The organism is Streptococcus ilei (assembly GCF_000479335.1).
In the GTDB taxonomy this organism is placed as follows: Bacteria; Bacillota; Bacilli; order Lactobacillales; family Streptococcaceae; genus Streptococcus; species Streptococcus ilei.
Genome location: NC_022584.1, coordinates 875,917 through 898,348, shown reverse-complemented (window position 1 = coordinate 898,348; position 22,432 = coordinate 875,917). Strand labels below are relative to the sequence as shown.

General features: G+C 43.1%; 18 protein-coding genes and 1 pseudogene. 15 read left to right on the top strand and 4 right to left on the bottom strand.

Annotated features, from left to right (window positions below; translation table 11 throughout):
* Positions 1-20 precede the first annotated feature (20 nt).
* The 13 genes and pseudogenes from N596_RS04335 (at position 21) to ftsY (ending at position 16,171) form a co-directional block, all read left to right on the top strand.
* Positions 21-1,019: an LTA glycolipid anchor biosynthesis glycosyltransferase, IagA/BgsA family gene (locus N596_RS04335; protein ID WP_042361181.1), complete on the top strand. Its 999-nt coding sequence runs from the start codon at positions 21-23 to the stop codon at positions 1,017-1,019.
* 1 nt (position 1,020) lies between these two features.
* Positions 1,021-2,343: a glycosyltransferase family 4 protein gene (locus tag N596_RS04330; RefSeq protein ID WP_023027100.1), complete on the top strand. Its 1,323-nt coding sequence runs from the start codon at positions 1,021-1,023 to the stop codon at positions 2,341-2,343.
* A 163-nt stretch (positions 2,344-2,506) separates the two neighbouring features.
* Positions 2,507-2,696, top strand: a pseudogene (locus N596_RS10415) (hypothetical protein).
* A gap of 32 nt (positions 2,697-2,728) precedes the next feature.
* Positions 2,729-4,672 carry a threonine--tRNA ligase gene (thrS, locus tag N596_RS04325; RefSeq protein WP_023027099.1) on the top strand — a complete coding sequence of 648 codons (1,944 nt, stop codon included), beginning with the start codon at positions 2,729-2,731 and terminating at the stop codon, positions 4,670-4,672.
* Between the two features lie 371 nt (positions 4,673-5,043).
* Positions 5,044-5,745, top strand: a complete 702-nt coding sequence (yycF, locus tag N596_RS04320; protein ID WP_023027098.1) for a response regulator YycF — start codon at positions 5,044-5,046, stop codon at positions 5,743-5,745.
* Positions 5,738-7,084, top strand: a complete 1,347-nt coding sequence (gene vicK, locus N596_RS04315) for a cell wall metabolism sensor histidine kinase VicK (protein WP_023027097.1) — start codon at positions 5,738-5,740, stop codon at positions 7,082-7,084. The genes yycF and vicK overlap by 8 nt, the downstream gene beginning before the upstream one ends.
* An 8-nt stretch (positions 7,085-7,092) precedes the next feature.
* Complete coding sequence (walJ, locus tag N596_RS04310; protein ID WP_023027096.1) at positions 7,093-7,902, top strand: exodeoxyribonuclease WalJ; 810 nt, start codon at positions 7,093-7,095, stop codon at positions 7,900-7,902.
* Between the two features lie 211 nt (positions 7,903-8,113).
* On the top strand, positions 8,114-8,503 hold the full coding sequence (locus N596_RS04305) for a YbaN family protein (RefSeq protein WP_373364506.1): 390 nt from the start codon (positions 8,114-8,116) through the stop codon (positions 8,501-8,503).
* 158 nt (positions 8,504-8,661) lie between these two features.
* Positions 8,662-9,363, top strand: a complete 702-nt coding sequence (gene rnc, locus N596_RS04300; RefSeq protein WP_042361176.1) for a ribonuclease III — start codon at positions 8,662-8,664, stop codon at positions 9,361-9,363.
* A complete protein-coding gene (gene smc / locus N596_RS04295) occupies positions 9,354-12,899 on the top strand; it encodes a chromosome segregation protein SMC (protein WP_023027094.1) in 3,546 nt (1,181 codons plus the stop codon). Before rnc ends, smc begins: the two co-directional genes overlap by 10 nt.
* Entirely contained in the window at positions 12,889-13,686 is a 798-nt protein-coding gene (locus N596_RS04290; protein ID WP_023023908.1) for an HAD family hydrolase, read from the top strand. The genes smc and N596_RS04290 overlap by 11 nt, the downstream gene beginning before the upstream one ends.
* On the top strand, positions 13,683-14,504 hold the full coding sequence (locus tag N596_RS04285) for a Cof-type HAD-IIB family hydrolase (protein WP_023023906.1): 822 nt from the start codon (positions 13,683-13,685) through the stop codon (positions 14,502-14,504). Before N596_RS04290 ends, N596_RS04285 begins: the two co-directional genes overlap by 4 nt.
* The gene (gene ftsY, locus N596_RS04280) at positions 14,504-16,171 is read left to right on the top strand and encodes a signal recognition particle-docking protein FtsY (protein ID WP_023023905.1); all 1,668 of its coding nucleotides are present in this window, start codon (positions 14,504-14,506) and stop codon (positions 16,169-16,171) included. Before N596_RS04285 ends, ftsY begins: the two co-directional genes overlap by 1 nt.
* A gap of 60 nt (positions 16,172-16,231) precedes the next feature.
* Here ftsY and zwf read toward each other — a convergent pair whose 3' ends face one another.
* From zwf to N596_RS10240, 4 genes are all read right to left on the bottom strand, one after another.
* Positions 16,232-17,698, bottom strand: a complete 1,467-nt coding sequence (gene zwf, locus N596_RS04275) for a glucose-6-phosphate dehydrogenase (RefSeq protein ID WP_042361174.1) — start codon at positions 17,696-17,698, stop codon at positions 16,232-16,234.
* A 164-nt stretch (positions 17,699-17,862) separates the two neighbouring features.
* Positions 17,863-18,678 carry a TIGR03943 family putative permease subunit gene (locus N596_RS04270; protein ID WP_023023901.1) on the bottom strand — a complete coding sequence of 272 codons (816 nt, stop codon included), beginning with the start codon at positions 18,676-18,678 and terminating at the stop codon, positions 17,863-17,865.
* Positions 18,675-19,580, bottom strand: coding sequence for a permease (locus N596_RS04265; RefSeq protein ID WP_023023898.1), 906 nt, complete (start codon positions 19,578-19,580; stop codon positions 18,675-18,677). The genes N596_RS04270 and N596_RS04265 overlap by 4 nt, the downstream gene beginning before the upstream one ends.
* The gene (locus N596_RS10240) at positions 19,577-19,723 is read right to left on the bottom strand and encodes an SPJ_0845 family protein (protein WP_023023895.1); all 147 of its coding nucleotides are present in this window, start codon (positions 19,721-19,723) and stop codon (positions 19,577-19,579) included. Before N596_RS10240 ends, N596_RS04265 begins: the two co-directional genes overlap by 4 nt.
* A 119-nt stretch (positions 19,724-19,842) precedes the next feature.
* Between N596_RS10240 and N596_RS04260 the strand changes: the two genes are divergently transcribed.
* Both N596_RS04260 and N596_RS04255 read left to right on the top strand, forming a co-directional pair.
* A complete protein-coding gene (locus N596_RS04260) occupies positions 19,843-21,969 on the top strand; it encodes a Tex family protein (RefSeq protein WP_023027092.1) in 2,127 nt (708 codons plus the stop codon).
* Positions 21,956-22,408 (top strand): SprT family protein, encoded by a 453-nt coding sequence (locus tag N596_RS04255; protein WP_023027091.1) that lies wholly within the window; start codon positions 21,956-21,958, stop codon positions 22,406-22,408. The genes N596_RS04260 and N596_RS04255 overlap by 14 nt, the downstream gene beginning before the upstream one ends.
* The last annotated feature ends 24 nt before the right edge of the window (positions 22,409-22,432 follow it).

Genomic DNA, 22,432 nt, shown 5'->3' with positions numbered 1-22,432 from the left:
AATCAGGTATAATAGAGGGTATGAAAGTTTTACTGTATCTTGAAGGAAAATCCGTTTTACAAAAATCAGGGATTGGCCGTGCCCTCCAACATCAGATGCATGCCTTGGATTTGGCTGGGATTCCCTATACGACAGATATTTTAGGAGATTATGATGTGGTCCATATTAATACCTATGGTCCTCGGAGTTTGTTACTCTTACATGCTGCCAAACGTCGGGGGAAAAAGGTCATTATGCATGGGCATTCCACACGGGAAGATTTCCAAAATTCCTTTATCGGATCCAATTTGTTTGCTCCCTTATTTGGCAAATATTTGGCTCATATGTATAAAAAAGCCGATTTTATTATTACCCCTTCAGAGTATTCGAAACAACTGATTCAGTCCTACGGGGTCAAGACTCCAATTGTCGCTGTTTCTAATGGGATTGATTTGTCTAAATATAAAAAAGATCCCAAAAAAGAAGAGTTTTTTCGGAAGCACTTTAATATCCAAGAAGGAGAGAAGGTCGTTTTATGTGCGGGTCTCTACTTTAGACGAAAAGGGATTGAAGACTTTGTAGAAGTGGCTCGTCGGATGCCAGATGTCCGCTTTATTTGGTTGGGGTCGATTAATAAATGGTTGATTCCTCGGGCTATTCGTCGTCTGGTCGAGAAAGATCATCCGAGCAATGTTGAATTCCCTGGCTATTTTAAGGGAGCTGTATTCCAAGGGGCCATGACAGGTGCGGATGCCTTCTTCTTCCCGTCTTACGAGGAAACGGAAGGAATTGTTGTCCTAGAGGCCTTAGCGGGTCACCAGCATGTCGTTCTCCGGGATATTCCAGTTTATCATGGTTGGGTGGACCAAGAGTCAGCAGAATTGTGTCATTCAGTGGATGAGTTTGTGGACTCTCTTGAAAAAGTCTTGTCTGGTCAAGTGGATAAGCGAGATGCGGGAGACCAGGTCGCTCAAAGCCGCTCAATTGATTTGGTAGCCGATCAACTAGTCAAAGCTTATCAGCAGGTATTGGAGATGTAATATGCGTATTGGATTATTTACAGATACTTATTTTCCGCAGGTATCGGGGGTTGCGACCAGTATTCGAACCCTTAAAACAGAATTGGAGAAGTTGGGACATACTGTTTTTATCTTTACGACGACGGATAAGGATGTCAACCGCTATGAGGACTGGCAAATTATCCGCATTCCAAGTATCCCTTTCTTTGCTTTTAAGGATCGGCGGATTGCTTATCGCGGCTTTACCAAGGCTTTGGCCATTGCCAAACAATACAAACTGGATATGATCCATACACAGACAGAGTTTTCTTTAGGACTACTCGGGGTTTGGATTGCTAAGGAGCTTCGAATCCCAGTGATTCATACCTATCATACCCAGTATGAAGATTACGTGCGTTATATTGCTAAGGGGATGGTTATCCGACCAAGTATGGTCAAATACATCGTCCGTGGGTATATGAATGACTTGGATGGGGTGATCTGTCCGAGTGAGATTGTCTATGACCTCTTGCTAAAATACAAGGTCAAGGCTGAGAAACGGATTATTCCAACAGGAATTGAGTTGGCAAAGTTTGAACGACCTGAAATCACGCAAGTAGAAACGCAAGCCCTTCGTAAAAAATTAGGAATTCAAGAGGGTGAAACCATGCTCTTGAGCTTGTCACGGGTTTCTTATGAAAAAAATATCCAAGCGGTCATTGCTGCCCTGCCTGAAGTCTTAGAAGAAAATGCGCATATTAAATTGATTGTGGCAGGAGATGGGCCTTATTTAGGGGATTTGAAAAAACAGGTGCAAAATTTAGGCATCGAACAGGCTGTGATCTTCACAGGGATGATTCCACCGAACGAAACAGCCCTTTACTATAAGGCGGCAGATTTCTTCATTTCTGCTTCAACGAGTGAGACGCAAGGTCTTACTTATCTGGAGAGCATCGCTAGTGGGACCCCCTTAATTGCTCAGAAAAATCCTTATTTAGATAATGTGATCAATGATCGGATGTTCGGAATCTTGTATGATCAGGAAGAAGATTTGGCTGCAGCTATTCTAGAAGCTACTATAGCCACCCCAGAGAAGGATGAGGCTAAGTGGGAGGAGAAGCTGTATGAAATTTCTTCTACAAACTTTGGTCGCAGGGTCTATGAGTTCTATCTAGACGCCATTATTTCGAAAGATTTTTATAATGAGCGTCATCCTGAGGAAAGTCGTACCAAACGGGTAACCAAGTCCATTGTGAAAATTCCACAAAAGGTCATCGCTATGCCAGTGAATGGGTCTGTGCGAATCATGAAGGGATCTTTTAAACAGGTCAAGAAAATTCGTCATATCACCAAGTTGTTGGATTAGCCTTTATCCAATAAGCAGGGGGCCTAAAGAAGGGCTTCTTCCTTATTGGATGGGAGTTTTTTTCTCTTGCAAAAATTTTCAATCGTGCTATAATACTAGTCAGAGACATATCAAATCTAGGAAATCTGATAGAGAGCGCGTGGAGCTGGAAATCGCGTAGAGGATGGATTTGGGACTACTCGAGATACTTTTATGCAAACATAAAACGGTGGCCACGTTAGAGCCAATCAGAGGTGAGACTCTTTTTGAGTGTCATAAATGAAGGTGGAACCACGTTGCGACGTCCTTTTTGGATGTCGCTTTTTGTTTTTCTTGATTTAAGACTACAAAATAAGGAAACACTTCTGTTTTAGAAATAATAGATAACCAATATAAGGAGAACATCATGATTAAGATTACTTTCCCAGATGGCGCTGTTCGTGAATTCGAATCTGGCGTTACAACTTTTGGAATTGCTCAATCCATCAGCAATTCCCTAGCTAAAAAAGCTCTTGCTGGTAAATTCAACGGCAAACTCATCGACACGACTCGTGCGATCACTGAAGATGGAAGCATCGAAATCGTGACACCTGATCACGAAGATGCCCTTCCAATCTTGCGCCACTCAGCAGCCCACTTGTTCGCTCAAGCTGCTCGTCGCCTTTTCCCAGACATCCACTTGGGTGTTGGGCCAGCGATTGAGGATGGATTCTACTACGATACAGATAACCAAGCTGGTCAAATTTCTAACGAAGACCTTCCTCGTATCGAAGAAGAAATGCAAAGAATCGTTAAAGAAAACTTCCCATCTATCCGTGAGGAAGTGAGCAAGGATGAAGCACGTGAAATCTTCAAAAACGACCCTTACAAGTTAGAATTGATTGAAGAGCACTCTGAAGATGAAGGCGGTTTGACCATCTATCGTCAAGGTGAATATGTGGACCTTTGCCGTGGACCTCACGTCCCATCAACTGGTCGTATCCAAATCTTCCACCTTCTCCATGTAGCAGGTGCTTACTGGCGTGGAAATAGCGACAACGCGATGATGCAACGTATCTACGGTACAGCTTGGTTTGATAAGAAAGACTTGAAAAACTACCTTCAAATGCGTGAAGAAGCCAAAGAGCGTGACCACCGTAAACTTGGTAAAGAGCTTGACCTCTTCATGATTTCTCAAGAAGTTGGACAAGGACTTCCATTCTGGTTGCCAAATGGTGCGACCATTCGTCGTGAATTAGAACGTTATATCGTTGACAAAGAGTTGGCTTCAGGCTACCAACACGTCTATACTCCACCACTTGCTTCTGTAGAACTTTACAAGACTTCTGGTCACTGGGATCACTATCAAGAAGATATGTTCCCAACTATGGATATGGGTGACGGTGAAGAATTTGTTCTTCGTCCAATGAACTGCCCGCACCACATCCAAGTCTTCAAACACCATGTTCACTCTTACCGTGAGTTGCCAATCCGCATCGCTGAAATCGGTATGATGCACCGTTACGAAAAATCTGGAGCCCTTACAGGTCTTCAACGTGTACGTGAAATGTCTCTTAACGATGGTCACCTCTTTGTGACTCCAGAACAAATCCAAGAAGAATTCCAACGTGCCCTTCAGTTGATTATCGATGTTTATGAAGACTTCAACTTGACTGAATACCGCTTCCGTCTCTCACTTCGTGACCCTCAAGATACCCACAAGTACTTTGACAACGATGAGATGTGGGAAAATGCCCAAACTATGCTTCGTGCAGCACTTGATGAAATGGGCGTAGACTACTTTGAAGCAGAAGGGGAAGCTGCCTTCTACGGTCCAAAATTGGATATCCAGGTTAAGACAGCTCTTGGTAAAGAAGAAACTCTTTCTACAATCCAGCTTGACTTCTTGCTTCCAGAACGCTTCGACCTTAAATACATCGGAGCTGATGGTGAAGAGCACCGTCCAGTTATGATCCACCGTGGGGTTATTTCAACTATGGAACGCTTCACAGCTATCTTGATTGAGAACTACAAGGGTGCCTTCCCAACATGGCTAGCACCACACCAAGTAACCCTTATCCCAGTTTCTAATGAAAAACATGTGGACTACGCATGGGAAGTAGCGAAGAAACTTCGTGACCGTGGGGTTCGTGCCGATGTGGATGAACGCAATGAGAAAATGCAATTCAAGATCCGGGCTTCACAAACGCAAAAGATTCCTTACCAATTGATCGTTGGTGACAAGGAAATGGAAGAGCAAGCCGTCAACGTTCGCCGTTATGGTCAAAAAGAAACAGAAACCATGCCGGTAGATGCATTTGTCGAATTGATTCTTGCTGATATCGCAAATAAATCACGTGTTGAAAAATAAAAGATAGAAGAGAGTGGGACAGAAATCGGTCATTCGTTAGAATTCGATTTCGTCGTCCCACCTCCGCACAGTTGAGTAGGGCTGTAAAAGCTGATGAAATCAGCGTAGTAGAGCCCACTCAACCACTGCGTCTTGCTCGACAATCCAAAGACAATTGAGAGGCTAGGACTTTTGTCCCAGCCTCTTTTATGTGGATGGTTAAGTGCTGTTCGAGTGGCTTCTATTATCTAGATATCATTTTTCCATTGCATAACCTTTTTCTTTCTCTTTCTTTACAAATCAAAGTATAACTCCCATTTTTAAAAGAAATTTGCTATAATGAAAGGAAAGAGATTTGAAGAAGCAAAGAAAAAATAGAAGTAGGTACATGTATGAAGAAAATTCTTGTTGTAGATGATGAAAAGCCGATTTCGGATATTATAAAATTCAATATGGTGAAAGAAGGTTATGAAGTCTTGACTGCCTTCGATGGGAAAGAAGCACTGGCTGTTTTCGAAGCTGAGAACCCAGATATTTTGATTCTGGACCTCATGCTTCCTGAAATTGATGGTTTGGAAGTAGCGCGTACCATTCGAAAGACCAGTAATGTACCGATTATTGTCCTATCTGCTAAAGATACCGTATTTGATAAGGTTATCGGTCTTGAAATTGGTGCGGATGACTATGTGACTAAGCCATTCTCAAATCGTGAGCTTCAAGCTCGCGTAAAAGCTTTGTTGCGTCGGACAGAACTAACGGTAGAATCACAGACAGAGTCTATATCAGATTCAGATATTGTGATTGGTGATTTGAAAATCATTCCGGATGCCTTCCTTGCTCAGAAAAAAGGCAAAGAGCTCGAGCTGACCCATCGCGAATTTGAGTTGCTCTATCACTTGGCGACCCATGTAGGGCAAGTCATGACCCGTGAGCATTTACTGGAAACAGTCTGGGGCTACGATTATTTTGGAGATGTTCGGACAGTGGACGTAACGATTCGACGTTTGCGTGAAAAAATCGAAGATATTCCAGGTCGTCCGGAGTATATTTTAACGCGCCGCGGTGTCGGTTACTATATGAGAAACAATGATTAATCACATCAAAGAAGTCATGACCTCTTATAATTTTGTTTTTATATTAATCACTCTTGGATTTATTATCGTGGTGGCCTTGCTGATCCTAGAAAATCGCCGGGATAACATGAAGCTACGTTTGTTGAATGATAAAATTAAGAGTTTGATTACCGGAGAATATTCAGATATTATTGATTTACAAGGAGGTCCTGAATTGACAGAGATTTCCAACAATATCAATGATTTATCAGAAGTTATCCGTTTGACGCATGAAAATTTGGAGCAAGAAACCAAGCGCTTGACCAGTATTCTTTCCTATATGACAGATGGAGTCTTAGCGACCAATCGTCGAGGACAGATTATCCTGGTTAATGAAATGGCTGCCAAACAACTCAATGTCGTGGTCGAAGAGGTCATGAACACTAGTATTCTGGATTTGCTTGGCATTAGTGAAGAGTATGAACTGCGTGACTTGATTACCAATGTTCCGGAACTGACGATCGATTCGCAGGATGAAAATGGGGAGTACATCTCTTTACGGGTTCGCTTCGCCTTGATTCGGAGAGAGTCTGGTTTTATTTCTGGTCTGGTTGCCGTTTTGCATGACACAACTGAACAGGACAAGGAAGAGCGGGAGCGTCGTTTATTCGTATCCAACGTTAGTCATGAACTCCGAACTCCATTGACCAGTGTCAAATCCTACTTGGAAGCCTTGGATGACGGAGCGATTTTTGATCCAGTTGCACCGGAATTTGTTAAAGTATCTTTGACAGAGACCAACCGGATGATGCGGATGGTGACGGATTTATTGAGTCTTTCACGGATTGATAATGAAACCAGTCAATTGGATGTTGAATTGACCAACTTTACAGCTTTTATTACCTTCATTTTGAACCGCTTTGATAAGATGAAGAATCAGGCTGGAGAGAAGAAATATGATATTGTTCGTGAATATCCCATTTCTCCTGTCTGGGTTGAAATTGATACAGATAAGATGACGCAGGTCTTAGACAATATCTTAAATAACGCCATTAAATATTCCCCAGATGGTGGGGAAATTCGTGTGGGGATGAAAACAACGGATGCCCAGTTGATTATTTCGATTTCGGATGAGGGCTTAGGGATTCCTAAAAAGGACCTCCCTCGTATTTTTGACCGCTTTTATCGTGTGGATAAAGCCCGTAGTCGCGCCCAGGGTGGGACTGGTTTAGGGCTTGCCATTGCGAAGGAAATTATCAAGCAGCACAATGGATTTATTTGGGCCAAGAGTGAATATGGAAAAGGTTCTACTTTCACGATTGTTCTACCATATGATAAAGATGCTATCCGGGATGATGGATGGGATAATGAGGATGAATAAGAAAACAAATGGATGAAAAAGGGTTTAAGTATAGTATTTTGGCTTCAGGATCGAGTGGTAATTCATTTTACCTAGAGACACCTAAGAAAAAAATTCTAGTAGATGCAGGCTTGTCCGGGAAGAAGATTACAGGTTTGCTTGCAGAAATTGATCGCAAACCCGAAGATCTTGATGCTATTTTGATTACACATGAACATTCGGATCACATTCATGGCGTTGGTGTACTCGCTCGTAAATACGGGATGGACCTATACGCCAATGAAGCTACATGGAAGGCCATGGAGGGAAGCAAGTACCTTGGGAAGATCGATGACTCCCAGAAACATCTTTTTGAGATGGGCAAGACCTTAACCTTTGGGGATTTGGATGTGGAAAGTTTTGGTGTCAGCCATGATGCTGCGGCTCCACAGTTCTATCGTTTCATGAAGGATGGAAAGAGTTTCGTCATGCTGACAGATACAGGTTATGTTAGCGATCGGATGGCAGGAATTGTTGAAAATGCTGATGGCTATTTGATTGAGTCCAACCATGATGTGGAAATCCTACGGGCAGGCTCTTACGCCTGGAGATTAAAGCAACGGATCTTATCCGATTTGGGTCACCTCTCTAATGAAGATGGTGCCGATGCCATGATTCGGACCCTAGGCAATAAGACCAAGAAAATTTATCTAGGCCACTTATCTAAGGAAAACAATATCAAGGAATTGGCCCATATGACCATGGTCAATCAATTGGCTCGAGCAGATCTAGCAGTGGGGCATGATTTTGACGTCTTGGATACATCTCCAGATACAGCGACTCCATTAGTAGATATCTAAATGATTAAAAAGAGAGTGGGACAGAAATCGGTAATTCGTTAGACTTCGATTTCGTCGTCCCACCTCCGCACAGTTGAGTAGGGCTGTAAAGCTGATGAAATCAGCGTAGTAGAGCCCACTCAACCACTGCGTCTTGCTCGGAAATCCAAAGACAATTGAGAGGCTAGGAGTTTTGTCTCAGCCTCTTTTAGGTCAGTATTGTAGACTGGAAATGAATGGAAAGATAGGAGTAGTAAGTTTGAAATATGTATATATGACAGTGGGGTTTATTTCCTTAGGATTAGGGATTATTGGGATTCCTTTACCGATTTTACCTACGACCCCGTTTCTTTTATTAGCCATGGCTTGTTTTGCAAAAAGTTCTCAACGATTTGAAAAATGGTTACATGGGACCAAGTTGTACCAAACTTATGTAGCAGATTATCGGGAAACAAAGTCGATCTCTAAGAAGCGGAAAAAACGAATTATCCTACAAATTTACCTATTGATGGGGATTTCCATTTACCTGGCTCCACTCTGGTTTGTGAAATTAGGTCTAGTGGGATTAACTATTTTTATAAGCTATTATTTGTTCAAAGTGATTCCGGATAAAGAAGAATGAGATAAGGAAAGAATAGCCTATAAATCCTATCGTGAAAACAAGGGAAAGGAGTGCGATACGCACTCTTTTTTGGTATAATAGAGGAGCGCATCTTTTGGACGAAATGAGTCATAAGATTCGATCCAGATGCATAAATGAAGAAAGAAAGTAGTAACGTGATGCAAGCCTTATATAACCTTCTTGCTGAGAAATTTCGGCTGACTTTTGACGATACAGAATTGTTGGAAACAGCTTTTACACATACCTCATATGCGAATGAGCATCGCCTCTTAAAAATTTCACATAATGAACGTTTGGAATTTTTAGGAGACGCTGTTCTCCAGTTAGTGATTTCCGAATATTTATTTGCCCTCTACCCAAGTAAGCCAGAGGGTGATTTGTCAAAAATGCGCTCCATGATTGTTCGTGAGGAAAGCCTGGCAGGTTTTTCTCGTGATTGTGGTTTCGATCAATTTATCAAACTTGGCAAGGGAGAGGAAAAATCTGGAGGACGTAACCGAGATACCATCTTGGGAGATTTGTTTGAAGCTTTTTTAGGGGCCTTGCTCTTGGATAAGGGAGTGGAGACTGTTCGGAATTTCATTCAGCAAGTCATGATTCCTAAAGTCGAGGCAGGTCAATTTGAACAAGTGATTGACTATAAGACACGCTTGCAAGAAATCCTTCAAATCCACGGCGATGTACAGATTACTTATGAGGTGACGAGTGAGTCAGGTCCGGCTCATGCCAAGGAATTTGAAGTTCAAGTGTCTGTCAATGGGAAAATCATCGGTCAAGGACGTGGCCGGTCTAAAAAGGCTGCAGAACAAGAAGCAGCAAAAAAAGCAGTGGAAAATAAGGTGGATCCCTCATGTATTTAAAGGAAATTGAGATTCAAGGATTTAAGTCTTTTGCAGATAAGACTCGGGTCATATTTGACCAAGGGGTAACCGCAGTAGTTGGCCCTAATGGATCTGGAAAATCAAACATTACAGAAAGTCTACGGTGGGCCTTAGGGGAATCAAGTGTCAAGAGCCTACGTGGAGGCAAGATGCCCGACGTGATTTTTGCAGGGACGGAGACTCGTAAACCCTTGAATTACGCCTGTGTAACGGTAGTGCTGGATAATCGGGATGGCTTTATCAAACATGCTGCTAAGGAAATTCGAGTAGAACGTCATATCTATCGCTCGGGTGACAGTGAGTACAAGATTGATGGCAAGAAAGTCCGTTTGAGAGATGTCCATGATCTTTTTATGGATACTGGACTTGGGAGAGACTCTTTCTCTATTATTTCTCAGGGGAAGGTCGAGGAAATCTTCAACTCGAAACCAGAAGAGAGACGGGCTATTTTTGAGGAAGCCGCTGGGGTTCTTAAATTTAAGACGCGTCGTAAGGAAACGGAATCTAAGTTGGTCCAAACCCAGGATAATTTGGACCGTTTAGAAGACATTATTTTTGAGTTAGAGGGGCAAATCAAACCTCTTGAAAAGCAAGCGCTTGTGGCCAAACGTTTCTTAGAATTGGATCAACAACGCCAAGTCCTTTATTTGGATGTTTTGATTGCTCAGATCGAAGTCAATAAAAAAGACTATGATCAAGCAGTCCAAGAAGAGGCCTCTATCCAGGAGCAATTAAAGGCTTATTACCAGAAAAGAGAAGAGTACGAGGCAGAAAGCCTCCGATTGAAACAGAGTCGTCAGGCCCTTCAACACCAATTATCAGATGATCAGGTTAGCCTCATAGAATTAACTCGCCTCTTAAGCGATTTAGAGAAACAAATCGAATTGGCACGCTTGGAGTCACAACAGGTCGCCCGAAGCCGTCAGGAAAATCAAGAGCGGGTCAATGCTCTGGAAGAACGCCTACAAGTTCTTCGGAATCAATTGGAAGAAAAACAAGCCAATACAAAGAGTCTTCAAGAAGAACTCCAAAAGAGCCAAGAAGCTCTCGAAAGTCTGGAGAAAGAATTGGCCAGCTTCTCAGAAGATCCAGATCAGGTGATCGAGTATCTACGTGAAAAATACGTGGCCTTGATGCAGGATGAAGCAGAGCGGTCAAATGAATTAACAACAATTGAAAATCAATTGGAAGCTTCAGCTCAATTGTCACAAAGTAAAAAGGAAGATTACAAAAATCAAATCCAATTGGTGACAGAATTGCAGGAAAAAGAGCAAGTTGCTAAAGAGGCTTATCAACTCGCTCAAGAGCATCTCAAACACTTGCTTGAGACCTATCAGTTAGAAGCGAAACAGTTTGAGGAAGCTCGCCAGGCCTATCAATCAGGCCAAGCCAAGATGTTTGATCTACTGGATCAAAGTAAGGAGAAACAGGCTCGCATTAACAGTTTAGAGGCGATTCAAAAAAATCATAGTAATTTTTATGCAGGCGTAAAGAGTGTCTTGCAAGAAGCGGCTCGCTTAGGTGGAATCGTGGGAGCTGTCAGTGAAAAACTTTCCTTCTCACCAGAGTATCAGACTGCCTTAGAGATTGCTCTAGGAGCCAGCAGTCAGCATATTATCGTAGAAGACGAAGGAGCAGCAACACGGGCAATCGAACATCTGAAGAAGAATCGCTCGGGTCGGGCAACCTTCCTTCCTTTGACAACCATTAAACCACGCTACCTTGCAGGAAAGAATCAAGAACTGATTGAAGCCTGTCCAGGGTTCCTAGGGATGGCTAGCAGTTTGGTTGACTATGATCCTTCCCTCGAGTCGATTTTCCAAAACCTTTTAGGTGTCACGGCTATTTTTGATACGATTGAGCACGCTAAGGCGGCTGCTCGCAAGGTTGCCTACCAAGTTCGTATCGTGACACTGGATGGAACTGAACTGCGCACAGGTGGTTCCTATGCAGGTGGTGCGAATCGAAGCAATAATTCGATTTTTATCAAGCCAGAACTGGATCGTTTGCACCAAGAATTGGCCTCTCTTCATAAGAATTTGCGAGAAGTAGAAGGGCAGGTTCAAGAGCAACAGGACCAAGTGACCCAATCACAAGAAAAACTAGAATCTTTGAAAGGCCAAGGAGAAGGGGCGCGACTAGAAGAGCAACGCCTTCAATTGGCTTTTGAGCAAGCTCACCAGCAACTCTTGGATGCCCAAGAACTGTTAGAACTTATCCGTACAGAGCTGGATGAAGGTAGCGACCAGGAGCTTCTCAAAAAACGGGATCACTTGCAAGCGCGACTGAAAGAAATTGAGGCGGAAAAAGAGCAAGTCACTGCTGAGATTGAAGAAGTCAAGCTCAATAAAGATGTCGTTGTCGAGAAAATTGAAAATTTACGAGCAGCCATTGCCAAGCTCCAATTACAGAAAACAGAGTTGAAGAGTCGATTGACTTATGACCAAACAGATGCCGAACGCTTGCAGCAAGAGTTGGCTTCTACTGAACGGGAAATCCAAGCTCTCCAATATGCGATTGAGCAGGGAGAAGATCGACATGAGCAAATCGATGTTTCTGTCCTTGAAAAACAACTGCAAGCAACCCTTCAAGAGAAAACCGCTCTGGAGCAAGCTGTGATTCGTAAGCAATTTGAATTAGAGGATTTGGAAGGCCAGTCTGAAGATGTAGCGGGTCATATGGAACAAGCCCGTCGTCAAAATGAGGAGTGGATTCGCCTACAGGCCAAAGCAGAATCCAATCGTGATCGCTTGGCAGACAAATTGAATAAACTCATGTTGGCACTGACAGACGAATTCAAGATGAGTTTTGAAGAGGCATCTAATCAGGCCAACGAACTAGAAAATCTAGCCCAGTCTGAGCAAGTCTTAAAAGACTTGGAGAAAGCGATTAAAGCCTTAGGCCCTGTCAATATTGATGCTATCGAACAATACGATGAGGTCAAGACTCGGTTTGATTTCCTTTCCGGTCAACGAGAAGATGTCTTGGCAGCGAAGAATCTTCTTCTTGAAACCATTAATGACATGAATGATGAGGTGAAAGAACGCTTTAAGTCTACGTTTGAAGCGATTCGTGAATCCTTCCGAGTAACCTTTAAACAGATGTTTGGGGGAGGATCCGCTGATCTCACCTTGACGGATGGGGATCTCTTGTCAGCTGGGGTCGAGATTTCTGTTCAACCGCCTGGTAAGAAAATTCAATCCTTGAATTTGATGAGTGGTGGGGAGAAAGCTTTGTCAGCATTGGCGCTGCTCTTTTCAATCATTCGTGTCAAGACTATTCCATTTGTCATCTTGGATGAGGTAGAAGCGGCTCTAGACGAGGCCAATGTTAAACGTTTTGGGGATTACCTCAATCGTTTTGATAAGGAAAGTCAGTTTATTGTGGTTACCCACCGTAAGGGAACCATGGCTGCAGCAGATTCCATCTATGGAGTGACCATGCAAGAATCTGGAGTCTCTAAGATTGTATCTGTGAAGCTGAAAGATATAGAAGGAATGGATAATGGAAATTAAATTAGTCGCAACAGACATGGATGGGACCTTTTTGGATGAAAATCATCAATTTGATCAAGCTTTATTCCTAAAGGTATTAAAGAAGTTTCAAGAAAAAGGGATCTACTTTGCGGCAGCAAGTGGTCGGCCTCTCCTCTCTTTGAAGACAATCTTTAAAGAGGTTCAGGATCAAATTATTTTTATAGCTGAAAACGGCAGTGTTGTTGAGTTTCATGGTGAAGATGTCTATGAAGCGACCATGAGTCCTGATTTTTACCAAGCTCTGTTTGCCAAGTTACAAGAAAGTCCTTATTTCGATAAAAATAAGTGCTTGTTAACGGGAAAACTCGGGAGCTATGTTTTAAAGACCGTTGATCCAGACTATCTAGCTGCTTCGCAAAACTACAATGAAAATATTCAAATGGTGTCAGATTTTTCAGAAATTGATGATCTTGTCTTTAAGATGACCACCAATTTTGACCAAGAAGTATTAGCGGAAGGGGAAGCCTGGGTTACCCAAAATGTTGAGGGTGTTAAGGCTATGACCACTGGTTATGAGTGCATTGATATTGTCTTGGATTATGTGGACAAGGGAGTCGCCATCCAAGCACTAATGGATCAGCTAGGCATTAGTCGAGATCAAGTCCTAGCTTTTGGGGATAACCTCAATGATCTTCATATGATGCAGGTTGTTGGCCATCCAATTGCGCCAGAAAATGCCCGTCCAGAGATTTTGGAATTGGCTGAAAAAGTATTAGCTCACCATTCGACAGGATCTATCCTTCGCTTCATGGAGGAAGAATTATGAGTCAGATTAAGGTTATCGCACTAGACTTGGACGGTACTCTCTTAAACTCAGAGAAGAAAATCTCCCCTCGGAACTTAGCTGCCATTCGTGCAGCTCAAGAAAAAGGGGTCAAGGTAGTTTTGACGACGGGTCGTCCCCTCAAGGCTATGGATTTTCTGCTTCAAGAGATTGGGACTGCCGGCTTGTCAGATGAATACACCATTACGTTTAATGGTGGCTTGGTACAAAAGAATACAGGGGAGATCATTGCGAAGACAGTTTTCTCTCGTGATGATGTCGTCCGTATTTATGAGGAGACAGAGGACCTTGGTTTGCCCCTAGATGCCATCAGCGAAGGGGTTGTTTATACACTTGTATCTGATCAAGAATCTCTTTACCCTCTCTATAATCCTTACTTGAACTTTATTCCCGTTTCTATTGAAGATTTGTCCAGTCAGATTTCCTACAATAAGTGTGTAACGGCCTTTCAACAGGACTATTTGGATGGCGCTATTCCAAAGATTTCTCCTGAATTAAGGGAGCGTTTTGAGATTTTTAAATCCAGAGACATGCTCTTGGAATGGTGCCCCAAAGGCGTTCAAAAGGATCGAGGCTTGGAAGCTTTGGTTGCGTATTTAGGAATCGATGCTAGCCAAGTCATGGCGTGTGGAGATGAAGCCAACGATGCCAGCATGTTAAGATGGGCAGGCCTAGGAATCGCCATGGCTAATGCGGTGGATAAGGTGAAAGAGATTGCCACACTAGTCTCAGACTACACCAATGATGAAGATGCAGTCGGAAGAGCGATTGAAGAATATGTATTGAAGGAGGGTCAATAATGGGATTATTTGACCGACTATTTGGAAGAAAAGAAGAAACAAAACCACAAGTTCAGGATCTTACAGAAGAGCTTGTGGAAAGCCCTGAGAAAGCAAGCTCGTCAGCTGAGCCAGTATCACAAAAGGCTTCACAAAGTGATGAAGCAAAGATTTCGGCAATGGAAGCCTACTATGCAGAATTAAAAGAGCGAATGGCTGCCGAATCAGCGCGATCATCGCAAGAGTCGACAGCATCCATTGAAGAAGTTCCTTCAGAAGAGCATGTAAATCAGGAAACAGCTATCGAGGAAGAGGGCTCTTCTCAACTAGAGCAAGCTACCTCTCCTGAGGAAGTAACCGAACCTGCTCCTGTTCCTGAAGAACAGACTATAGAAGTAGAAACGTTACAAGAAGAGAATCTTGAAGAAGAGCCTCTGAATTCTTCATCAGATCTTGCCCAAGAAGCCTTTGATGAGGATGTTTTTGCAAAGAATGAAACAGAGGATGAGACTTCAAGTCTTTCCAAAGAACCCGAGGAAGTAATTGAAGAAGCAACTACTGAAAGTTCAGAGGAAGAAACAGGAGAGTTTGAAGAAGACACTCCAGTAGAAGAAACAACTAGCGAACCTGAAGATACAGAAGAGCTTGAAGCAGAATTGTCAGTAGAGGAAGCTGCTAGCGAACCTGAAATTTCAGAAGAGGTTGAAGAAGAGCCTTTAGTAGAAGAAACTACAAGTGAGCCAGAGATTGCTGAACCTACAGAAACGGTTCAAGAAAAATACAATCGGAGCTTGAAGAAAACTCGGACAGGCTTTGGAGCAGCACTTAATGCATTCTTTGCCAACTTCCGTTCTGTCGACGAAGATTTCTTTGAAGAGTTAGAAGAACTCTTGATTATGAGTGACGTAGGGGTCCAGGTCGCTTCGAATCTGACAGAAGAGCTCCGCTATGAAGCCCGTTTGGAAAATGCCAAGAAACCGGATGTCTTGCGTCGCGTGATCATTGAAAAATTGGTGGATCTCTACGAAAAAGATGGCCAATACAATGAGCAAATTAACTTTAAAGATGGCTTGACGGTCATGCTCTTTGTGGGAGTGAATGGCGTTGGGAAAACAACCTCTATCGGAAAACTAGCTCATAAGTACAAGAAGGAAGGGAAAAAAGTGATGTTGGTCGCAGCAGATACCTTCCGGGCAGGTGCCGTTGCTCAGTTAGCTGAATGGGGACGCCGTGTGGATGTGCCTGTTGTCACTGGTCCTGAAAAGTCAGATCCTGCAAGTGTCGTCTTTGATGGAATGGAACGGGCCGTGGCAGAGCAAGTCGATGTTTTGATGATTGATACTGCTGGTCGCCTTCAGAACAAAGACAATCTGATGGCTGAATTAGAAAAAATTGGTCGCATTATCAAGAGGGTGGATCCTACAGCCCCTCACGAAACCTTCTTGGCATTAGATGCTTCCACAGGACAGAATGCTCTGGTCCAAGCCAAGGAATTCTCCAAGATCACGCCTATTACTGGAATCGTCCTCACTAAAATTGATGGAACAGCTCGAGGAGGAGTGGTCCTTGCAATCCGAGAAGAGTTGGATATTCCTGTAAAATTAATTGGTTTTGGTGAAAAAATCGATGACATCGGTGAATTCAATTCTGAGAACTTTATGCGTGGCTTGTTAGAAGGCTTGATATAAAAAAAACTCATCTCTCTAGAGATGAGTTTTTAAGTTGCATTTTTTAGTAAGAAGGATAGATTATTCTTCAATCGTTGGTTGCCAGACCCATTCAGCATTGTAATCCTTCAAGAGGTCGAAGGATGCTTGAGGTCCCATGGTTCCAGATTTGTACTCATGAAGAGGGACTTGATTTTCTGCCCATAATTTCTCAATCCGGTCAATCAAGTTCCAAGATGCTTTTACTTCGTTCCAGTGGCTAAAGTTGGTAGAGTCATTATTTAAGACATCATAGATTAACTTTTCGTAAGGCTCTGGAGAAGCACCGGTCGCTGTCGCATCAGTTTCATAATCCAAGGATATCGGAGCGATCTGGAATTGCTCGCCGACTTCTTTCCCGTTGACAGAGAGAGAGAAGCCTTCGTTTGGTTGGATGTAGATGGTCAGCACATTGGGTTCAATTTCTTGACCAAAAATAGAGTCCATCTGTTTAAAGACCACATTCACATGGGTTCCCTTTTTTGTGAGACGTTTTCCTGTACGGAAGAAGAAAGGTACTCCACGGAAGCGATCACTATCCACAAAGAAGGCACCAGAAGCAAAGGTTTCGGTCATGGATTCAGGGTTGACATTTGGTTCACTACGGTAAGAGATGTCCTTTTTCCCTTGGATTTTTCCAGAACGATACTGGCCTCGAATAAACAATTTCTTTAATTCTTCATCAGATGGGTTGACCAATTGTTCAAAGACTTTCACCTTCTCTTTACGGATGTCTTCCTTGGTGAAGGAAGCTGGTTTGTCCATAGCTAAAAGAGAAAGCAGTTGAAGGGTATGGTTTTGGACCATGTCGCGGAGGGCACCAGATTCATCATAGTAGCCACCACGTTCTTCGACTCCTAGTCGTTCTGCAAAAGTGATTTGAACATTGTCGATATAGTCACGATTCCAGATGTTTTCAAAGATTAGGTTGGCAAAGCGGAGGGCAAAGATGGACTGGATCATTTCTTTACCGAGGTAATGGTCAATCCGGAAAATTTGCTCTTCTTCAAAGGTTTCTTCCAGTTCTTTGTTGAGCTGACTAGCTGTTTCTAAATCCGTTCCAAATGGTTTTTCAACGATCAAACGCTCAAAGCCTTTTCCATCCACAATGCCTTCAGATTTCAAATGTTTGGCAATTGTACCAAAGAATTGAGGTGCCATGGATAGGAAGAAGAGTTTATTATGCTCAGCTTGGTAGGTGTCATTGAGCTGATTTTGAAGTTCACGAAGCTTGATGTAGTGCTCCGTGTCATTAACATCGTGACTTTGATAGTAAAAATGACTGGCAAATTCCTGCGCCTGTTCAGGACTGTCTGCTAAATCCGAAATGGATTCAACGACAACGGATTCAAAGTATTCTTTGCTCCAAGGACGACGAGCAGTTCCAATCACTGCGAAATGCTCTGAAAGATTTCCAGTTTTATAGAGTCTAAAAAGGGAAGGATAGAGCTTGCGGTGGGCTAGATCTCCACTGGCCCCGAAAATGGTTACAATTACTTTTGAGGACATGTTCATACCTATTTTCTAACTTGATAAACCATATTCTACCATAAAATTCAGAAAATTTCTCTTTGAAAGTAAAAGGATTCTGAGTTTCATAGAGAAGGATGAGGGAAGAAACCACGAAAAAAGGTTGGACCGAAAGGTCACAACCGAGTAATGTTTAGTAGCCTTTAGAAGACTCGATAGACATAGGGATTAGTAGGTTTTTCTACTGAGTGAGCTTCCTCTATGTCTAAGACAGGAAGGCTTTGGCCAAGTTGTTTATGGTATTGGATCTTGAGAGTTCCAGTCGCCTGGACCCAGGTGTTATCGTCATAGGTTTGGGAGGCTCCTTTGGTTAACAGACCATAGACTCCTGAGTCGGCGATACAGTGGATAATCCCAAAACGGAAAAGGAACTGGCTACCCGGATCCTGGGGATCCTTATAAATGAAGCCGGTTAGGGTAAAGGTTTTTCCAGCAAATTCATCTGGATAGTCGTAGATCACTTCCATGACTTCCATATAGTTTTCTGTCGTGATCTGGATATGATCTTGCTTGAGGTACTTCTTGGCTGCAGCCCTCATCTCAGATTCATAAGCAGACTTGGTAAAATAACTGCTAGTATCTGGCTTGAGGTATTGGTTGGTTGTGCCCTCATCATTTTGAATATCTTTGGAAGAGCCAGCCGCGATGGGAAAATGATAGCCCTTGGCTGAAACCGTTTGGGAATCCAAGGTCACTGTCGGGAATCCAATCCCTACAATCAAGGGAATCAGGAGCAGAAGAATACTCATGACTTTGGCTTTTTTACTGGTGAGGTGACTATGAACGGGCAGATTCTTCATCCAAATATAGAGCTGGACGACAGCCAAGAGGAAGGAAAGAATCATAGAGATATAGGCTAAATAGGAATAATGCATATTAATGTATTGGTTGAGCTTACCAGAAAGCTGCAAATACATAGTAATTTCGAAATAGCCTGCTAAAATGAGAAATCGAATCATAGGACCACCCCCACAAACCAAGCATAAACCAAGACAACGAGACTGACGATGCTAATGAATTGGACAATAAAGCGATTGGTCAGATAATTCTTCATCATCAAGAGGTTCTTGACGTCTAACATAGGTCCGATAACCAGAAAGGCTAAAACGGGAGCTAAGCCAAAACTCGAGAGAAGGGAAGAGCCGATAAAAGCGTCCGCCTCACTACACAAGGAGAGGAGGAAGGAGAGAAGCATAAGGAGGAGTATGGCTAGGAGTGGCGTCGCTGAAATAGAAGTTAGCACGCGAGTTGGCACATAAACCTGAACCACACTGGCAAATAAACAACCGAAGACCAGATAGCGTCCAGTGTCGAAAAACTCGTCAATGGCCTGCACAAACACTTGGAAGAAGCGTTGACCGGCAGATAGTTTTGAAAAGTCATGAAGATGGACTTCCTTGCGGTTGGCCCGTTGAATAGAAGCTGTTTGGAAAAAACCTAGGAAAATTCCCAGAACAGTCGCCACCAGGATAGAGCCGATCGCTCGTAAGAGAGCCATTTGAATAGAATTGCCAAAGGCAGAATAAGTGGCAAAGAGGACAATGGGATTAATAACCGGGGCTGTCACTAGGAAGGGCACAGCTGTATAGCTAGGTACCTTCTTCTCTAAAAAGCGATTGATGATGGGGACGATACCACACTCACAGGAAGGGAAAATAAAGCCAATCAAGGTCCCAAATAGAATTCTCCCCCATTTATTTTTGGGAAGGGCTCGGTAGACTTTTTCAGGGGTAATGTAGACATCAATCGCCCCTGAAATGATACTTCCAATTAAAACAAAGGGAAGGGCTTCAATCATAATCGAAAGAAAAATCGCTCCAGCCTGAAGGACACTGGTTGGCAGTTGTTGGAAGAAACTCATTTGTTAGAATCCTTCTGCTCTTTTTCCCCTGCTTTCTCATTCTTCTTGTCATCTGGTAAAGTGACTTGAGGGGGATCTGGGAAGACAGCAAATTCCTCAAAGAGTTTGTCTAAATCGTCTGTTTTTGAAAATTTAATCGCCATGATAGGTCTCCTTTTCTTTTTTTCTCATTATATCAAATTCTCAAAAAAGAGGGGAAAATCAAGTCCAAAAGTAAGATGAAAAAGCAGTATAGAAGGCCTTCTATGGTATAATAGAAGATATGGAAAAATATGAAAAAATAGCCCAAGAATTGGGCGTCAGTCTCAAACAGATTGATACTGTTTTGACCTTAACAGCAGAGGGATCCACCATCCCCTTTATCGCTCGGTATCGGAAAGATGCTACGGGTAATTTAGATGAAGTAGCCATCAAAGCTATTATCGACATGGACAAGTCTTTAACAGCCTTAGCTGATCGGAAAGAAACTGTTCTCGCTAAGATTGAAGAGCTTGGGAAACTGACCCCAGCCTTAAAAGAAGCGATTGAGCAAGCTGAAAAATTGGCGGATGTGGAAGAATTGTATCTTCCCTACAAGGAAAAACGCCGGACCAAGGCAACCATTGCGCGTGAGGCAGGACTTTTTCCACTTGCTCGGATGATTTTGCAAGATCAAAAGGATTTGGAAATAGTAGCAGAGGGATTTTTATCAGAAGCTTTTCCAACTGTAAAAGATGCCATTTCTGGAGCAATCGATATTTTAGTCGAAGCGATTGCAGAAGACCCGCAATTGCGTAACCTCACTTACCAGGAGATTCGCAAACACTCCTTGATAACCTCTAGCTTGAAGGATGAGAGCAAAGACGAGAAGCAAGTCTTCCAGATCTATTATGATTTTTCTGAGAAGATTGCAAATATGCAGGGCTACCGGACCCTTGCCTTAAACCGTGGAGAGAAATTAGGAGTATTAAAGGTTGGATTTGAGCATCCTGTAGACCGTTTGATTCGTCATTTTGAAGCCCGATTTAAATCGAAAAATAGCTACATCGAAGAAGTTATCAACCAGGCTCTGAAAAAGAAGATGTTGCCAGCTATGGAGCGTCGGATTCGGACAGAATTGACAGAAGTGGCAGAAGATGGGGCCATTCAACTTTTCTCTGAAAATCTTCGTCACCTCTTGTTGATTGCTCCCCTCAAAGGGCGCGTGGTCTTAGGCTTTGACCCAGCTTTCCGGACAGGAGCCAAGTTGGCTGTTGTCGATCAGACAGGAAAGATGTTGACCACTCAGGTGATTTATCCTGTTGCACCAGCTAAACCAGCACAAATTGAGGCGGCGAAAGAAGAGCTGAAGCGTTTGATTCGTGAATACGGCGTAGAAATTATTGCGATTGGGAATGGGACGGCTAGTCGAGAAAGCGAAGCCTTTGTTGCGGAAGTCCTTAAAGAAGTTCCAAATGTGAGTTATGTCATTGTCAATGAGAGTGGTGCATCTGTCTATTCAGCTAGTGAATTGGCCCGCCATGAGTTTCCAGAATTGACGGTTGAAAAGCGCTCAGCCATCTCCATTGCGCGTCGTTTGCAGGATCCGCTGGCTGAGTTGGTCAAGATTGATCCAAAATCAATTGGAGTTGGCCAGTACCAGCACGATGTCAGCCAAAAGAAATTGTCTGAGAGTCTTGACTTTGTTGTCGATACCGTGGTGAACCAAGTTGGTGTCAATATTAACACCGCTAGTCCAGCTCTTTTGTCTCACGTGGCCGGTCTCAATAAAACCATTTCTGAGAACATCGTGAAGTATCGAGAAGAAGAAGGGTTGATCACCTCGCGTGCACAGATTAAAAAGGTTCCTCGTCTGGGGGCGAAGGCCTTTGAACAAGCAGCTGGTTTCTTACGGATTCCAGAAAGTGAGAATTTCCTTGATCGGACCGGGGTCCATCCAGAAAGTTACCCTGCAGTGAAAAAGCTCTTTACCTTACTTGGAATCACGGAGATGGATGAAGAAGCCCAAGCCAAATTGAAACAAATTGATACGGTTTCTATGGCCAAAGAACTTGAAATTGGTCCGGAAACCTTGAAAGATATTGTGGCGGATCTTCTCAAGCCAGGTCGCGATTTACGTGATTCTTTTGATGCTCCCGTCCTTCGCCAGGATGTTCTTGACTTGAAGGATTTGAAGATTGGTCAAAAACTTGAAGGAGTTGTCCGCAATGTTGTTGACTTTGGAGCATTTGTCGATATTGGGATTCATGAAGATGGTTTGATCCACATTTCACAGATGAGCCAGCACTTTATCAAGCATCCAAGTCAAGTTGTTTCAGTTGGCGACCTAGTGACCGTATGGGTTTACAAGATTGATGTAGAACGTGAAAAAGTAAATCTTTCCCTTTTGGCGCCACATGAATCTAACTAAATACGTTCAAGAAGTTTCGTTGGAAGATTTTGGTCGCCCCTTTCTCCATCAAGCCATCTGGAATACCCGCTTGCGTTCGACAGGTGGACGTTTTTTCCCAAAGGATGGTCATCTGGATTTCAATCCCAAAATACTAGAAAGATTTGGCTGGGAGATTTTTCGAAAGATTGTCCGTCATGAGTTGTGTCACTACCATCTCTACTATATGAAAAAGGGCTATCGCCACCAGGATCAAGATTTCAAGGCCTTACTCAAAAAGGTAGACGGCTTGCGGTATGCCCCTTCAGTTGATAAGGGAAACTATAAGATTTATGTTTGTACGAGCTGTGGGCAAGAATTCAGGAGAAAGCGGCAGATTGATCTGCAAAAGTACCGCTGTGGTCGGTGTCGAGGACTACTTAAGTATCAAGGGACAATTGATCCAGGAAATCGGCCTTGAGTCGGATGACAGTGACTTGATTTC

What these genes read in the sequence shown, in the direction of transcription:
- ftsY (WP_023023905.1), top strand. Translation starts at nt 14,504, where the DNA reads ATGGGATTATTTGACCGACTATTTGGAAGAAAAGAAGAAACAAAACCA.
- N596_RS04285 (WP_023023906.1), top strand. Translation starts at nt 13,683, where the DNA reads ATGAGTCAGATTAAGGTTATCGCACTAGACTTGGACGGTACTCTCTTA.
- walJ (WP_023027096.1), top strand. Translation starts at nt 7,093, where the DNA reads ATGGATGAAAAAGGGTTTAAGTATAGTATTTTGGCTTCAGGATCGAGT.
- rnc (WP_042361176.1), top strand. Translation starts at nt 8,662, where the DNA reads ATGCAAGCCTTATATAACCTTCTTGCTGAGAAATTTCGGCTGACTTTT.
- N596_RS04305 (WP_373364506.1), top strand. Translation starts at nt 8,114, where the DNA reads ATGAATGGAAAGATAGGAGTAGTAAGTTTGAAATATGTATATATGACA.
- N596_RS04335 (WP_042361181.1), top strand. Translation starts at nt 21, where the DNA reads ATGAAAGTTTTACTGTATCTTGAAGGAAAATCCGTTTTACAAAAATCA.
- vicK (WP_023027097.1), top strand. Translation starts at nt 5,738, where the DNA reads ATGATTAATCACATCAAAGAAGTCATGACCTCTTATAATTTTGTTTTT.
- N596_RS04260 (WP_023027092.1), top strand. Translation starts at nt 19,843, where the DNA reads ATGGAAAAATATGAAAAAATAGCCCAAGAATTGGGCGTCAGTCTCAAA.
- zwf (WP_042361174.1), bottom strand. Translation starts at nt 17,698, where the DNA reads ATGTCCTCAAAAGTAATTGTAACCATTTTCGGGGCCAGTGGAGATCTA.
- N596_RS04255 (WP_023027091.1), top strand. Translation starts at nt 21,956, where the DNA reads ATGAATCTAACTAAATACGTTCAAGAAGTTTCGTTGGAAGATTTTGGT.
- yycF (WP_023027098.1), top strand. Translation starts at nt 5,044, where the DNA reads ATGAAGAAAATTCTTGTTGTAGATGATGAAAAGCCGATTTCGGATATT.
- N596_RS10240 (WP_023023895.1), bottom strand. Translation starts at nt 19,723, where the DNA reads ATGGCGATTAAATTTTCAAAAACAGACGATTTAGACAAACTCTTTGAG.
- thrS (WP_023027099.1), top strand. Translation starts at nt 2,729, where the DNA reads ATGATTAAGATTACTTTCCCAGATGGCGCTGTTCGTGAATTCGAATCT.
- N596_RS04270 (WP_023023901.1), bottom strand. Translation starts at nt 18,678, where the DNA reads ATGATTCGATTTCTCATTTTAGCAGGCTATTTCGAAATTACTATGTAT.
- N596_RS04265 (WP_023023898.1), bottom strand. Translation starts at nt 19,580, where the DNA reads ATGAGTTTCTTCCAACAACTGCCAACCAGTGTCCTTCAGGCTGGAGCG.
- N596_RS04330 (WP_023027100.1), top strand. Translation starts at nt 1,021, where the DNA reads ATGCGTATTGGATTATTTACAGATACTTATTTTCCGCAGGTATCGGGG.
- smc (WP_023027094.1), top strand. Translation starts at nt 9,354, where the DNA reads ATGTATTTAAAGGAAATTGAGATTCAAGGATTTAAGTCTTTTGCAGAT.
- N596_RS04290 (WP_023023908.1), top strand. Translation starts at nt 12,889, where the DNA reads ATGGAAATTAAATTAGTCGCAACAGACATGGATGGGACCTTTTTGGAT.